The organism is Arthrobacter sp. TMN-49 (genome assembly GCF_054511095.1).
Window position 1 is genome coordinate 17775 of the sequence record NZ_JBTNDH010000035.1, and the last position, 16670, is coordinate 34444.

Sequence of the window (16670 nt, forward strand, 5' to 3'; positions counted from 1 at the left end):
ATCGTTGGCGATACCACTTCGATCCGAGCGTTTCAGACGAACAGATCCATTCAAATCCCTAACTTTGATGGAAGTAGTCAAGGCGCGCAGTAGTACCAGCCGACCAATCCAGATTCTCCTGAGATAATGACGGGAGCCCTGTGCACCAGGGTGGGGGACCATTTAGATCCAGGAGTACGGCTTGTCCACACATGCACCCGAACTAGAGCTCAACGTCGCGCCTGGATCGGTGGTGCATATCCGGGACGAGGAGTGGCTGGTCACCAGTGCGGAGATGTCGGAAGACGGCATGCTGGTCCGGGTTCAAGGCCTCAGTGAGCTCGTCAGGGATACAACGGCGGCTTTCTACCAAAACCTGGACAAGATCGAAGTGGTCGACCCCCGAAACTCCACGGTCGTCGCCGACGATACCCCCAACTATCGCAAGTCTCGCCTCTGGCTGGAGTCCACGCTCCGGAAGACGCCAACCCCTCTCAACGATCCCAAGCTCGGCGTCTCAACACGAATGCTTGCCGACACATTGAACTACCAGCGTGTGGCTGTGGCAAAGGCCTTGGATAGTCGCAACGTCCGCCCGCGCATTCTCATTGCCGACGCTGTTGGTCTGGGAAAGACGCTTGAAATCGGCATGATCCTCAGTGAACTGGTCAAACGAGGTCGCGGCGAGCGCATCCTGATCGTCACTCCCCGCCATGTCCTTGAGCAGATGCAACATGAGCTCTGGTGCCGCTTCGCCTTACCATTCGTCCGGCTGGACTCTGCAGGCATCCAGAAAGTCCGCCAGGTCCTGCCAGGCACACGCAACCCTTTCACTTACTTCAAGCGCGCCATCATCTCCATCGACACCCTCAAGAGCGCCCGCTACCGCGCCCACCTGGAGAAGCTCCGCTGGGACGCCGTGGTCATCGATGAGTCCCACAACCTCACCAACTCAGGCACGCAGAACAATGAACTGGCGCGGGTGCTCGCCCCCAATACTGAAGCCCTCATCCTGGCATCCGCAACTCCTCACAACGGCAAGAATGACTCTTTCGCCGAGCTGATCCGCCTGTTGGACCCCACTGCCGTGCGCCCTGATGGAACATTCGAGCAGAAGGACATCGAGCACCTGATCATCCGTCGGCACCGTCACAGCCCCGAGGTCGCCAGTGAGGTAGGCGCAGATTGGGCAGAACGACTGGACCCAGACAATCGACTTGTCGCGGCTTCCCCGGAGGAGAACGCTGTGGCGGAGGAGCTGGCGGAAACCTGGCTCTACCCGCGGGCTGGCAGCAGCCCCTACTCGGGGCAGAACGGCGGTCTGTTCCCGTGGACCTTGGCGAAGGCTTTCCTCTCTAGCCCTGCCGCACTGGTGGAGACCGTGAAGGAGCGGTTGAAGAAGGTCGACGGCGGAGCGCTGGCCGGGGAGGCACACGAAGCGGAGGCGTTGCGTCGCCTCCAAAAATACGCTGAGGAAGTCGTTGAGGGAAAGTCAGCCAAATACGAGGAGCTAGTCGGCTATCTCAAGCAAATCGGCGTAGCCAAGAACTCAACCATGCGGGCCGTGATTTTCGCCGAGCGCGTCCCCACGCTGAAGTGGCTTCAAAACAAGCTTCCAAAAGACCTTGGCTTGAAACCCGAGAATGTGGCCATTCTGCATGGCGGACTCAGTGATGTTGAGCAGCTGGACATCATCGACAGCTTCAAGCGGGAGTCTTCACCTATCCGCGTCCTCGTTACCGGCGACGTCGCCTCCGAAGGTGTGAACTTGCATGCCCAGTGCCACCACCTGATTCACTTCGACATTCCGTGGAGCCTGATCCGTGTGGAGCAGCGCAATGGCCGCATCGACCGCTATGGCCAGAAGTTCAGGCCGCAAATCACCACACTGCTTCTGGACCCGGACAACAGTAAGTTCCGCGGAGACCTCAAGGTACTGACCCGCCTGCTGGAACGTGAAGAAGAGGCCCATACAGTTCTCCAGGATGTTGCATCCCTCATGGGCGCCCACAGCGTTACCAAAGAAGAGGACGCCATCCGGGACGTCCTGCTAAAAAAGAAGCACATCGACGACGTCTTGCGATCACCTGAGTCAGTCACGGAGCAGGACGACTTTGACGCCTTTTTCGAAAGCCTGGGCAGCACGGACACTGTTCCCGACCAGACCCCGATTGAAGCCCAAGTCGGGCTCTACTCCTCGGACCTGGACTACTTAGACGAAGCCCTCCGCGAGGCCTTTGTAACTCCAGAAGCTCCTGCTTCCAACAACGGTGTCGGCTGGACCATCCACAAGCAACACGCCATCGCGGAGCTGGAACCCCCACGAGACCTGCAGCAGCGCCTGGCTTACCTTCCGCAGTCCTATCTTGCGGAACGGGCGGTGACGAAGAAGCTAAAGCTTGCCACGTCAGCATCCGCCGGCAAGCGGGAGCTCGAGGCCGCCAGATCCAATCAGCCAGGTAAGGGTGAAAAGGCCACGACCTGGCCCGAAGCACACTTCCTTGGCCCACTCCATCCGGTCCTGGACTGGGCCAGTGACCGCGCCCTCGCATCACTGTCCCGCAGCGAGGTGCTGGCAGTCCGCGGCAACGTCGAAAACCCAGCCGTCCTGCTCATGGGAACTCTCATGAACCAACGAGGGCAGGTGGTGTCGAAAGCCTTCTTCACCGTCGACTTCCCGGACGCCGCTAACTCCGATTTTGCATTCTCAACCGTCTTGGAAAACTTGGGCGATTATCTGACGGAAACAGCCATCACAGCCAACGCCATCAACCCGGGTCCTGTTGCTGGCATCAAGCACCTCCAAGGTCTGATACCGGCCGCCGTCGACGCCGCTGAAGCCACTCTGCAATCAACCTTTGCCGCCAGCCAAACCTCAGCCGAGCAACGCCTCGACGGCTGGCTGGCCCGCGCGGATCAGTGGCAGGAGGATTCGCGGCAAGCCACCCTGCCCGGTATGAGTAAGTCGCTCAGTAAGCAGCGCGAGCGCATCCAAGAGGAACAGCGCATTGCTGCGTCTCTGGCACCGTCGCAGCGCCTCGTCCGGCCCCTGCTGGTCATCGTCCCCACGAACACCCCTGTTGAAGGAACCAAGTAACCATGCCTTCTTTTGATTCCATCGTTGTCGGCGAAGACTGGATCAGCGAGCACTACTTCACCACAGATTCCACCAAGGAATCGTTCCAGTCCGAGGTACTGAAACTGCGCAAGCAGTGGGACGAGGCGGCGAAAGAGGGCCATGATTCCGTTCTCAAGGGCTTCCTTCACTCCAGGGGCCGCCTTCAGGTTGACCTCGCGGAGCTACTGGAAGAACCCTCCAAAGCCTCAGCTGTCTACCAGCGTGTCCGGGAAGCTCTCGGCTACAAAGGCACGACGGCGGCATTCGCCGCCGAGCGCGCTGGCACCGAGCTTGTGGTCCCCAACGTGTGGACGTCACAGAATGGTGGCGTCTTCTTCCTAGAGGCCGCGCCCATTGAGTCTGTTGAAGATCTTTTGGACTCTGCCAAGGCCGCCATGCTGGGCCGAACCTTGCTGGAAGGCAAGGAATCAGATCTGGCCGTGCCGAAGTTAGTATCGGAACTCTACCGAACAGATTCACCGCCTCAGTTCATCGTGGTCATGGGCGGCCGTTGGCTGCTGCTGACTGAACGGGAGCGCTGGGCTGAAGGACGTTACTTGGCGGCCGACTTGCTGCTAGCCAGTGAACGAAATGATGGGAAACGCGGCGGAGAGATCGACCGGGTCCTCGCCATCTTTGGACGCGAATCGCTGTTGCCGGATGCCAGTGAGTCCATCTGGTGGAACCAGGTGCTTGAAAGCTCAGTCAAGCATACGGTCGGCGTTTCCAAGGACTTACGCGAAGGCATCAGAGCTTCGATTGAAATCATTGCCAATGACGTGCTTCAGCGCCGGGCAGCACGGGGACTCCCCCTCGACGAAGTCGATGGCCAGGTACTGGCGCGACAGGCTCTGCGCTACCTGTACCGCATCCTCTTTCTCCTCTATGCCGAAGCTTCTCCCGAGATGGGGGTTCTGCCTACCGGCGCTGGCGAGTACGCCGAAGGCTACGGCCTAGACCGTCTGCGTGAGTTGACCCTCAATACGCTCAACTCCGCGCAGGCGCGTTCTGGTACTCATATCTATCAATCCCTCAACACGCTGTTCCGACTGGTAGACAAGGGTCATCCTCGGGCCACTGATGCCACAGCTGTCGAGATCCCTCCGGTGGTCGAGCTTGTCGAGACCTCGGCATCCGCGGTTGCCCCCGGGCTTCATTTCAACAGCCTCACTGCGGATCTCTTTGATCCCAAGAAGATGCTCGATGTCGACCTCGTCTGCTTGAGTAACTCCGAGCTCCAAAAAGTACTCCAATACTTGCTGCTCAGCAAAGAGTCAAAGGGCAAGGACCGGGGCTTTATTTCATACGCCGAACTGGGCGTGAACCAACTTGGTGCCGTGTATGAAGGCCTCATGTCCTATACCGGTTTCATCGCTGAAACAGCTCTCCACGAGGTCGCCAAGGACGGCGACGATACAAAAGGATCGTGGGTTGTCCCGGTCGAGCGGGCTGAGGGCATTTCCCGCAAAGATTTCGTCATGGCCCAAGACGATCTGACGGGTGAACAAGTTCCAGTCCTCCACGAAAAGGGGACATTTGTCTTCCGTCTGGCAGGACGCGAACGCCAACAGTCAGCCTCCTACTACACTCCGGAGGTGCTGACCCGTTTTGTCGTTTCGCAGGCTTTGGAAGAACTGCTCGATCAAAACGGACAGGCAACTGCTGCCGACGATATTCTCAAGCTGACCGTCTGCGAGCCCGCCCTGGGTTCTGGAGCGTTCGCCATTGAAGCTGTCAGACAGATCGCGGATGAATACCTCAAGCGCAAGCAAGCGGAACTCGACTTACTGATTCCGGCTGAAGACTATGCCGTTGAGCTGCAGAAGGTGAAGGCGCAGATCGCGCTGCATCAGGTCTACGGTGTTGACCTGAACTCAACTGCCGTGGAATTGGCCGAAGTGTCCCTTTGGCTGGACACTATGGTGTCAGGCCTGCAGGCCCCATGGTTCGGTCTCCATTTACGCCGCGGCAACTCCCTCATTGGGGCCCGCCGCGCAACTTATTCGCGTGCAGCAGTCAACGACAAAAGCTGGCTGACAAGCGCTCCGAGCGATGCTCCGTTGCGGGGCCTCTCCGAGGCAATGATCCAAGAGACAAACGATCTCAATACCGTTGGACGAATCCACCACTTCCTGCTCCCTGCAGCAGGATGGGGCGCGGCGGCCGATGCCAAGGAAGTAAAGGACCTTGCTGGAGATGCTCAAAAGGAACTGAAATCCTGGCGTAACAAGATTAAATCGAAGCCGTCCAAGTCCCAGCTAGACAGACTAGTCAATCTTGGCCGCCGCGTGGAGGTCCTATGGCAGTTCGCCCTCCGGCGCCTCGAAGTCGCCGAATCTGAAGTCAAGAGGGATATCGATTACTTCGGCAAACCGCCGGTCACACTGGTGGATCTTGTCGAAACCAAGGCAGTGCCCCGCGCCGAGATCGAAGCGAAGCTTGCCGACCCCAACGGCGCCTACCAACGACTACGCCTCGTCATGGATGCTTGGAATGCTCTGTGGTTCTGGCCTCTTACTGAAAAAGCCACCGGCGGAGCCACTCCCCCATCCATCGACGAGTGGATCGAGGGGCTGGAGGGAATTCTCGGAACTCCCCCGCCCGAAACAAGTAGCAGAAAGTACGGGTTCAATCCCGAGCAGGGAAACCTCTTCGGGGCTGCAACCTGGAGAGAACTCAACGCTGCAGAAGAGAACGAACTCATACTTGCTGGCGCCAGTCGAATTGACCAAGTCATCGATTCATCGCCATGGCTACGGGTTTGCCAACATGTTGCTGTGAATCAAGGATTCTTCCACTGGGAACTCGATTTCGCTTCAGCCTTTGGCCGCGGAGGCTTCGACCTTCAAGTGGGCAACCCTCCGTGGGTGCGTCCAGACTGGGATGAAAAATCTATCAACGCCGAGTTCGATCCTTGGTGGCAACTTGCCTCAAAACCAAGCCGGTCTGAACTCGAGGCGCGGACTCTCGAGGCCGGAGCGGATCTCGTGCACTCAGAGTTTGTCCAGAATCAAGCTGTTGCAATGGCCGGGGTCCGAGCGCAGCTCACCTCAGTCGGGCTCTACCCATTACTGAGCGGGCTCAGACCAGACCTCTATAGGTGCTTCATGGAACGTACCTGGCGATCGTCAACAACGCTCGGATGCGTGGGACTAGTTCATCCAGAATCTCACTTTACAGAAGAAAAGGCCGCCCTTTTTCGCAGTATTACCTACAGACGCTTGCGCAGGCATTGGCAGTTCAAGAACAAGAAGAAGTTGTTTGAAGATCTGACCGATCAATTGGATTTTGGTATTCATATTTACGGCGCGGAACGTAATTCGCCAGAATTTCTCATGGCCGCTTCTTTGTACCAACCGGACACTGTGGAACGTTCATTTGGACATGATGGATCAGGACTTCCTCCGGCTCTCAAAACGCCGGAAGGAGAATGGGACACCCGGCCACATGCCGAACGCATCATCAGAGTGGATGAGACTGTTCTCGAGGTGTGGGCCAAAATCCTTGACAGCCCAGGCACTCCAGCTACGCAGGCGCGAATGATGTATCCAATTAACGTCCAAAGTTCACATGTGCTCAAGAAATTTTCAATGGCACCCCGGATACGGGAACTAGGACTCAATTCTTCAACGGGCTGGAATGAAACTACTGACAGAAAAAGAGGATACTTTAATTCTAAAATTGATCAACCTGATTCTTGGGAAAAGGTTATCCTTCAGGGACCGCACCTGACTGTTGCTTCTCCGTTTTCTAAGATTCCACGGACTGTGGTTAACAGCAACAATGATTGGGATGAAACGGATCTAGAGGCCATGCCTTCAGACTACATTCCACGGACAATGTATCAACCCGATTTCGAGAACATTGCGATCGTCAAGCGCAAGAACGCCACCGGAGCTGGCATGAAAGAAGTTGGTGTGGCCTATGATTCAGCGTTCACCCACTGGACGGATTCCGAGGGGAAATCTTTGTCGTCCCGCAAATTCTACCGACTTGCATGGAGACGAATGTCCGCGATTAGTAGCAAGCGAACACTTCACGCAACCGTGATCCCTCCAGGTCCTGCTCACCTGTTCACTCTTCATTCCGCCTCTTTTCCCGACTTGCAGGATGCAGGCAATCTTCTGGCTCTCGTTGGTGTCCTATCTAGTTTGCCCGCAGATTTCTTTATCAAAGCAACCGGGTCCAGCGACATACTTTTCCCGTTGCTCAGCAGCTTGCCAAGGGTTCCCGTTGACTGGCCATTGAGGCAGCTACTTAGCCAACGAGTGGCTAGACTCGTGTGCCTGTCTGACGCATACGCGGAAATTTGGAAATTTTCCATGGGTTCTCAATGGACCGCCGAGTCACCTTTCCGTGATGCAAGAAGTCGGCGCTTCGCCGAAGTTGAAATTGACGCCTTAGTGGCTATTATGCTTAATATTTCCGCCGATGAGCTGTGCACGATATACCGCACACAATTTCCTGTGCTGCAGGGGTATGAACAAAATGATCTCTACGACGCAAATGGGCGCAAGGTGCCGGGTGAAATGAACAAGGCCTTCCGGCAGCAAAGAGAAAATTTGAATGAAGCGCAACTCACATGGGTTCACCCTCAAAGCGGCGTCTCATACGTGTTTGAATTCCCATTCCAGGGGTTCGACCGAGAGGAAGACATGCGTGCAGCCCATGCACTTTTCACCAAGTTGATGGAGGAGATGGACTAGTGGCTGAGCTTCTGCCAACCTTCCAGGCCGGCGACCTGCATAAGGGTTTGTCCGACTACTTGGGCACCACTTTTGCTCTCACGGACAATGCTGCTCGTGGCGCTATCAATGAGTTTTTGGCTGACCCGGAGAACGGTCTCTTCAAGGGACCTTACGTGCGCCTGCGGCTGCCGTTCAAGCAAGCGGAGGACGGTTGGCGAGATTGCTTAGATTGGTACCAGGGGTTTGAACCCTATGGTCACCAGGCGGAGGCGTTCAAACGGTTGAGTTCGAAGCCGAGAGGTTCCTTGGTCTTGACAAGCTCGAACTACAATTCCGTTCGTCCTCTGCCGACCATGGTGACTACAGGTACCGGCTCGGGTAAGACAGAATCATTCCTCATCCCCATCATCGACCATGTTCTTCGTGCCAAGCTCAACGGCGTCACCGGCATGAAGGCTCTGATTCTTTACCCAATGAATGCCTTGGCCAATGATCAGGCTAAGCGCCTGGCTGAGATGCTCTCGGAGCACTCGGAATTGTCAGGCATCACAGCAGGCATTTACACCGGCCAGCAAGACGAACCTCGCACCATGGTGTCATCCGCGGGTTTGATCAACCAGCGCGACGTTTTCCGGGCCGAGGCACCGGACATCTTGCTGACCAACTACAAGATGCTGGACATGCTGCTACTCCGTAGCGAGGATGCCCCCATGTGGCAGCAATCTGCCAGGTCACTGCAGTATTTGGTGCTGGATGAATTTCACACTTACGACGGGGCGCAGGGCACAGACGTAGCCATGCTGCTCCGCCGTCTCGGGATGACGCTGAAGAGTTACTGGCCGGAAGACCTGTCGGAATCTCCACATGGCTTGACCGAAGAAGACCGTCAGCGCCCCTTGGGCAGGGCTACACCCGTTGCCACTTCGGCAACGTTGGGCGGCAATGGAGACCCCCAAGCCATGCTCCGCTTTGCGGAGACTGTCTTCGGCGAGCCTTTTGGTGAGGATTCCGTCGTCACTGAAGCACGGCTCGGGGCCCAAGAGTGGGCGGGGCTTGCACGCTCATCGGGAACCGGTCTTTCAATAGCTTCGATCGCCAGCCTAGTTGCCGAGGTCAACAGCGAGGTTGCGGCTGCCCGGCAAGATGACGGCGGTGCGCCGAATGACGCCGTCATCCGTGTTCTGTCAGAGCGGCTCTTCACGGAGGTTCCTTCTGATCTTTTGGACGCCGCGCGCACACACCCACTGACCAGCGCCCTGTTGGAACACGCAACCGAGGCGATCGCTCTTCGGGACCTTGCAACGAAGATCTTTATGGCCACCGCTCCAGCCACTGACGCAAAGGGATGGGAAGAGCGGACTGAATTCCTCAGCCATTTCATTTCATTCCTGAGCCAGATCCGCGCCGACCGTGGGCGTTCAGCAGTGAGCGTTGAGGTGCACTTGTGGGTCCGGGAATTATCTCGGATCGACCGTCTGGTCCACGGCGACAGTCGTTTTCGATGGAGCGATGACGGGGTTCAGCGCGACAATGAGTTGTATCAGCCAGCGTTGTATTGCCGGCACTGCGGCCGCTCGGGTTGGGGTGTACTCCTCGGGCCCACGGGCAGCGATCTGGATCTGGATGATTCCAAGATCCGTCTGAATAAAATGACGGGCAACGGTCGCTTCCGCGCCCTGATGTACGCGCCCAACGAGGCCGACAAAGTTGAACTGCACAATGCCGACACCCCCGACGTTGAGGGACTGCGATGGTTTGACGCGAAGAATCGCCAGATCCTTACCGACGCTCCGGATATGCAAGGGACAGATCTGCTGGAAGGCAGGATCCTCCCTGTCTTGATGCTCACCGGCCTTGAAGCTGATGATCAGTCCAAGAGTGATACCTGCCCCGCCTGCCAGAACGTGGACGGAATCTCGTTCTTGGGCAGTGCCATCGCCACGATGCTGTCGGTGACCACTTCCAATCTTTTCGGGGCCAAGGGGCTGAATGCCAACGAGAAGAAGGCGTTGGTGTTCACAGACAGTGTGCAAGACGCTGCGCATCGCGCTGGCTTCGTCCAATCACGCTCGCACATCCTGACGTTGCGCGCGGCATTGCGGACGGCCCTCGACGGCGAGACCACCTTGGAAGAGCTGGTCACCGCTGCGGTGGCCAATGCGAAAACGTCCGTAGAGCGTTATCAACTGATCGCACCCGATTATGTGGATCGTGATCAGTTTCGCGCATTCTGGAAGGACGGGTCCGTTTCGTCAGATGTCAGGAAGGCCAAGACCAGGGCGATTGCCCGCCTGCTCTTTGACGCCTCACTAGAATTTGGTTTGCAAAGCCGAGTGGGCCGGACGTTGGAAATGACGGGTACCGTCGTGGCCGAAGTCGATGCAGGATCCCCGCCAGTACTAGCAGGCATTGCCCGCAAGGCAGTCGAATCTGTTGCGCAACAGATGGCGTTTGACGGCACTCCTCCATCTACGGACGACTTGTTGCGGTGGACCCGCGGCGTGCTGGAACGCATGCGTATACGCGGCGGAATTCAGCACAATTGGCTGGACTCCTATGTAAAGAAGGACGGTAATCGGTGGCAGATCTGGGGTGGTCGGCGCAAGTCAGAGGGCATGCCTGCCTTCCCGACTGGCCGGCCCGCGCCGTCGTTCCCCCGTATTGGTCCCGCCACTAAGACATCCGATAACCTCGATCCCGTCACACCGACTTCTTCCTGGTATGCCCGTTGGGCGGCCCAATGCCTAGGTGTTTCAAACGCGGACGGAGGGTTCTTGGCCAGGGCACTTCTTCGCGAGCTTGAGAAGGGCGGAGCGCTGACTGCGGTGGCCACCGAAAGCGGGGCAGAAGTATTCGCGATCCCCGCGTCGAAAGTGGTCCTCAATGCGCCGTCTGCCGAATCGTTGGCCGAGAAGAAGAACTTCCTGCAGTGTGATGTTTGCAAAGCGCTGACGCCCGGTACTGAGACGGTGGTCAATCAGCTGGCTGAGGCCCCTTGTATGTTCACTCGCTGTCCGGGAAGACTGCAACGTGCTGCGGTTGAGCGGGACTACTACCGCAACTTGTACAGCTCCCCCGACATGAAGCGTGTTGTCGCACGCGAACACACTTCCCTTCTCGACGAGAAGACCCGGCTACAGTACGAAACACAATTCAAATCGAGCAGCTCCGATCCCCAAGCTCCCAACGTGCTGGTGGCCACACCCACCTTGGAGATGGGTATCGATATTGGCGATCTGTCTTGCGTGATGTTGGCTTCGCTGCCCACATCCGTCGCGTCGTATCTACAGCGCGTCGGTAGAGCGGGTCGCCTGACAGGCAACTCACTGGTGCTGGCCTACGTCCGTGGGCGTGGCGAACATCTGCCTAAGCTGCATGACCCACTCTCCGTCATCAACGGCGAGGTGCGGCCACCGGCCACATACTTGGACGCTGAGGAGATCCTACAGCGCCAGTACACAGCACACGTGGTGGACCGCTTTGCCCGTGAGGCCGGACGCCCGCATCCTCGCAAGGCGACGGCGGCACTCGGTAGCGCCGTCAACGGCTCGTTCCTAGGCGATCTGATCAAAGAATCTGCCGCCAATGCGGCTGACTACCTAGATGACTTCCTTGCCCAGTACGGTTCCTTGCTGGCCACCGCCAGCATTGACGCACTACGTGCCTGGGCCACACCGCCGTCGTCGGGTCAGCCCACATCCATGGCCCGGCATCTCATCAGGGCCGCGCGGCTCTGGTCCCAAGATGTGGAAGAACTTGAGGCACGCCGCAAGGAAATTGATGCTCAATTGCCGGAGCTGGAGGCAAAAGCGCTTTCCACCGCCGCCACAGCAGACGATGTGCAATCCCCCAAGACCGCCTATGCCACGCTGAAAATGCTCGCCCGTCAACTGCACGACCTCAAGGGCGAGTACTGGATCTCCGTGCTGGAAGAATACGGCGTGCTGCCCAACTACACGCTGCTGGATGATTCCGTCAGCCTGGACGTTGGCGTGAGCTGGCGCGACATAGACACCAACGCCTTCATTACTGAGAGCGTCGGATACCAGCGCGGCGCATCGATCGCCTTGACTGAGTTGGCTCCGGGAGCCACTTTCTACGCGCAGGGGCTGCAAGTGAAGATCGACGCCGTCGACCTCGGCCCGCAGCAGAGCCACGTTCAGAAGTGGCAAATGTGTCCCCAATGCGGTTGGGCCAACACGACAGTGGACGCTACCGGTCCCGTGGCAGCGTGCGCGCGTTGTTCCACCACGGCGATAGCCGATGTCAGTCAGACGTATGACGTCGTTGTGCTCAAGAAAGTTTCTGCCGAAGTCAACCGTGACGAGGCGAGCATCGGCGACCGCTCCGACAATCGGGTGAAGGAACTGTTCAATGTGGCCACTGCGGCGGATATTGATCCGCAGCATGTCACTCGCCAGTGGTATCTTGACGGTATCGATTTTGGCGCGAAGTATCTCCGACGCACGGAGATTCGCTGGCTCAACATGGGCCGTTCGGCGGCCAACGCCTCCACACGCACGGTAGCTGGCGAGGATATCAAGACCCCGATGTTCCGGGTGTGTTCGTACTGCGGCCAATTGGACCAGAACGCCAAGGAGAACAACCCGCACGAGCACCGTTTCTGGTGCAAGTACCGCAAAGCTAGCGAAGAGAACGTGCGAGAAGTGGCGCTGGCCCGTACCCTGTCCACGCAGGGTGTGGCATTGCGGCTGCCTCTCGCAGCTGTCATTGGCGATGACTTTGCCCTTCCCAGTCTGACGGCGGCCCTTTTGCTGGGCCTGCGCGAAGTATTGGGAGGCACCCCCGACCACATCGACATCGTGAAAATCAACGAGCCACAGCCCGGTGGCGAGGTCGCCGTGAGTCTGTTGCTACATGACAAGGTTCCTGGTGGCACCGGCTACCTTGCTGAATTCGCTGAGCCTGAAAAGGTCTGGACGCTCTTGCACGCAGCGTGGCAGATTGTGAAGAACTGCAGCTGTCAAAGCGAAGAGCGGCTAGCCTGCCATAACTGTTTGTTGCCCTTTGCGCCGTCGTGGATGACCGACAAAGTATCCCGCGTGGCTGCCCAACGCCTCTTGGCGGAGATTTTGTTCAGCGGGGCTGTCCCAGCGGACGACACCCAGGTGCCGGACTTCGAGATGTGGAAGACCACCACCGTGGAGCCAGCAGTTAACAGCGATCCCGAATCTCACCTGGAACAGAAGTTCCGCCGGGCACTGATGAAGCGCTTGGAAAACGTTGGCGCCCAGGCCACGGTGACTCCGGGCATCTGGGGTGACACCGTGGTGTTCAGGCTGCCCGGTGGCCGCGCACGGTGGTCATTGACGCCACAAGAAGATGTTCTTGGAACCCGGCCCGACTTCACGTTGTGGTCCCAGGACCCGTCCATTCCGAAGATTGCAATCTACACGGATGGGCATAAATATCACGCCTCGCCGGAGCACAACCGGATTGCCGATGATGCATCGAAGCGCACTGCCTTGCGCGAAGCTGGGATCATCCCTTGGGCGATTACTTGGGCCGATGTCAACACTTTTGGATCCTCAGACGGTACCGGCCCGGCTAGCGATGTTCCTGAGTGGTACGAAGCCTCTCGCGTGCAAAAGATCCAAGCACGCTTTAGCCTCAAACCTGCGCTGCTGGAATTGGTAAGTATGGATGCCATGAGCCAGTTGTGGAGCTGGATCAACAATCCAGTGACGGAAGACTGGCAGCACTTTTCTGAAGTTGTTCCGATGATGCTCATGGACCGGCCCTTCAAATCGTCTATCGAAAGCGTGGGTGAACGGGCCACTGCTTACCTGATGTCGGAGCCGCAGGACGTTGTAGCCGGCACCGACAACTGCTGGCAATACGGCAGAGGCCCTCTAGTTCTGTCCGCGGGAGCAAGGTCCATGGACGCCAAGGGTTTTGTTGTATCCCTGCTTCTGGACGACCGCCCAGCGGCTGTTGGATCCGGCAGTCACGAAAAGTCCTGGCGAGAATGGCTTCGCTTATCCAACTTGATGGCATTCAAGCGGACGGGCCTCACAATAGGTACCGCTGACTTGATCGCTGCAACTCCTGATATTGAGGTCGTTTTCTCTGGCAGTCATGGCAGTCATGCCGAAGAATCCGTGAGTTCTGAATGGCAGGAAATCCTGGATATGGCTACTGATGAGGAACTGCCGCTTCTGCAGGAAATGGCACTCCTGGCCAACATAGCCGTCCCCGAACTGGGGTTGGAGCTGAGCGACGGAAGCGTCGTATCGATCGGCTGGGCGGATCGGAAAATCGGTGTCCTCCTGGACGGTGAAGATCCTGCACCATTCATTGCCGCAGGCTGGACCATCGCAGCGCCCAATATCGAGGACATTACCCAAATCTTCATTGAATCTGAGCAGAAGGAGACTCTCTAATGGCCACGGTGACAATGACCAAGAGCAAGGACAAGCTCGACACTTCCATGAAGGGCAAGGTGTACGACTTCCTGTATAAACTTCAGGAAAACGATGCCTCCCCCGGCCTGCATATTGAGCCAATGCAGAAGCCCTTAGACAAGCGTGCCCGAACGGGGCGGGTTGACTTGAATTTCCGGGCCGTATTGTTCCGTCTGGAGGGTGGGGCGGAGCCTCACTATGTCTATATGGGCACGTGGCCGCATGACAAGGCCATCGCGATCGCACGATCGACCGTGCTTCAGGTCAACCCCATCAACGGTGTGTTGGAACTGATCCAGGCGACGGCGCCCGATCTGGCAGAACAGGATGCTTTCGCTCCACCGGCTGGCCCCGCTAAGGACTCGGCAGTACCGGCCGAACCGACTGCACCCACCTGGGCCAATGGACTAGTCAGTGCCGGCTACACAGTCGAGTACCTAACGAACGACCCCGGCATCGATCCCCGAGTAGCTCATGCCGCCCTTGACGCTAGCAACCTGGCCCAGTTCGCCGTCGTCGTTGATAATGCTCCGGACTGGCAGGGAATTGCTCTTCTGGATCTCGAAGCCGGAAAATCCCTAGCTGAGGTCAAGGAGGAGCTGGGCCTTGGCACCTATCTGGAGGATACGAGTAAGTCCGAGGATGAGAAGGTTCTTGAGGCGCTGAACCATCCTGCCTCCAAAATTCAATTTGCGTTCATTGGTGAGAATCCCCAGGAGCTCCGGGACGCTATCGAATCCGGTGACTTTGAGGCGTGGCGGACCTTCCTCCACCCGGCCCAGCGCGCCTATGCGGAAAACTCACGCAATGGCTCGTTTCGGTTGTCGGGTGGTGCGGGTACGGGCAAAACTGTCGTGGCTGTTCATCGTGCCAAGAACCTGACCACTTCAGCACCTGCTGCTCGGGTCCTGCTGACTACCTTCACCACTACCTTGGCGAAGTCGCTGGGATCCAGTGTCGCCAAACTTGATGCTTCCCTGGCTGTCGCAACGAAGCTTGGTGACCCCGGGATTCATGTTGCGGGGATCGATGCCGTTGCTTTGGCAGTGCTCAACGACGGTTCGGTCACCGAACGAACAGGGGCTTTGGAGCAAGTGCTGGGTGTCGCGCACTTGGTCGGTACCAAGCGGCCCGAATCTGATGACTGGCAAGCGGCCGCCGCTTCGGTGGAGCATGGTTTGGAACCGGCGTTGGCCAACTCCACGTTCCTCTCGGAGGAGTACATTGCTGTTGTCCTCGCCAATTCGGTGACCAGCAGGGATGAATACCTGAAGGCGTCGCGCCTTGGTCGTGGCACTGCTTTGACGCGACCCAAGCGAATTGCTGTGTGGAAGATTGTTGAGTCCTATCGCCGAGCAAACCGCATGGACGACAAGCTCAGCTACGCTGAAATCGCCGCTCTCGCCGCTGCTGTCCTTAATATTCGAGCAGCTTCGGGTGGGGACCGGCCGGCCGACCATGTCATTGTTGACGAGGCTCAGGACTTCCACGCCGGCCATTGGCTGTTGCTTCGTGCGCTCGTGGCCGAAGGGCCCGATGACCTATTCATTGCAGAGGATTCCCACCAACGGATTTATGGGCAGAAAGTCCCTCTCTCGAGGTTTGGCATCAAGATTGTGGGCCGCTCAAAGCGCCTGACCTTGAACTACCGCACCACGGCCGAGAACCTCGCCTTTGCTGTTGGGCTATTGACAGGCGCTCCGTTCGTGGACCTTGAGGATGCTCCGGAGGAATCTGGAAAGTATCGTTCCGCACGAAGTGGTCCCGTTCCTGTACGCCAGGGAGTATCTTCATTTGCTACCGAACTGGATGCTGCCGCTGAGGCCATCAATCGTTGGGGCGTGTCCGACACAGCCATTGGAATCTTGGTCCGTGCGAAATACCAAGTCAACCAGGTGGTTGCTGGCCTGCAGGAACGGGGCATCCACGCGCGAACTTCAGCAGTCACCGTCTCCTCTGGAGATCCCGTGGTGTTGACTATGCATGCTGCCAAGGGCTTGGAGTTCTCCAAGGTCATCTTGATGGGCGTCAGTGATTCTTCGTTGCCGCAGAAGGCAGCTCTGCAAAATCTTGCCGCGTCTGAACTGGACGAAGCACTGCTGCGAGAACGGTCACTGCTCTACGTGGCGGCTACACGTGCACGCGATGAACTGCTGGTGACGTGGAGTGGTGAGCCGTCGGGGTTGCTCGGAATATTCGAGGTTCACACGCCTTGGCTCTGGGCGGGTGTGGATAAGTAAACTCCACCGAAGGCGATGGGACTCCCTTGCGAATCGGGGCCCTCGCCACCAAAAAATCCATGGCGGGGTCTTGGAACCCGCATCCACGAGGTAAACATCTCGGATGACCGGGCGGTGTCATACCCTCGAAGCAACAAGTTGGTTGAATAGAGGAGTTGCTGGTGGGGCGTAGGGCGTTGTCGTTTTCGGATCGGGCGGACATCGCTGTAGGCATCCTGGC

The 16670-nt window shown here is 57.8% G+C and carries 4 protein-coding genes; all 4 read left to right on the forward strand.

The features are described from left to right. Positions 1-181: 181 nt before the first annotated feature. The 4 genes from ACX80E_RS14300 to ACX80E_RS14315 are packed head-to-tail and all read left to right on the forward strand — an operon-like array spanning position 182 to position 16450. Positions 182-3076 carry a helicase-related protein gene (locus tag ACX80E_RS14300; RefSeq protein ID WP_459302686.1) on the forward strand — a complete coding sequence of 965 codons (2895 nt, stop codon included), beginning with the start codon at positions 182-184 and terminating at the stop codon, positions 3074-3076. Between the two features lie 2 nt (positions 3077-3078). Next, entirely contained in the window at positions 3079-7803 is a 4725-nt protein-coding gene (locus ACX80E_RS14305) for a DNA methyltransferase (RefSeq protein WP_459302687.1), read from the forward strand. After that, entirely contained in the window at positions 7803-14189 is a 6387-nt protein-coding gene (locus ACX80E_RS14310; protein WP_459302688.1) for a DEAD/DEAH box helicase, read from the forward strand. Before ACX80E_RS14305 ends, ACX80E_RS14310 begins: the two co-directional genes overlap by 1 nt. Next, a complete protein-coding gene (locus ACX80E_RS14315) occupies positions 14189-16450 on the forward strand; it encodes a 3'-5' exonuclease (RefSeq protein WP_459302690.1) in 2262 nt (753 codons plus the stop codon). The genes ACX80E_RS14310 and ACX80E_RS14315 overlap by 1 nt, the downstream gene beginning before the upstream one ends. Positions 16451-16670 lie beyond the last annotated feature (220 nt).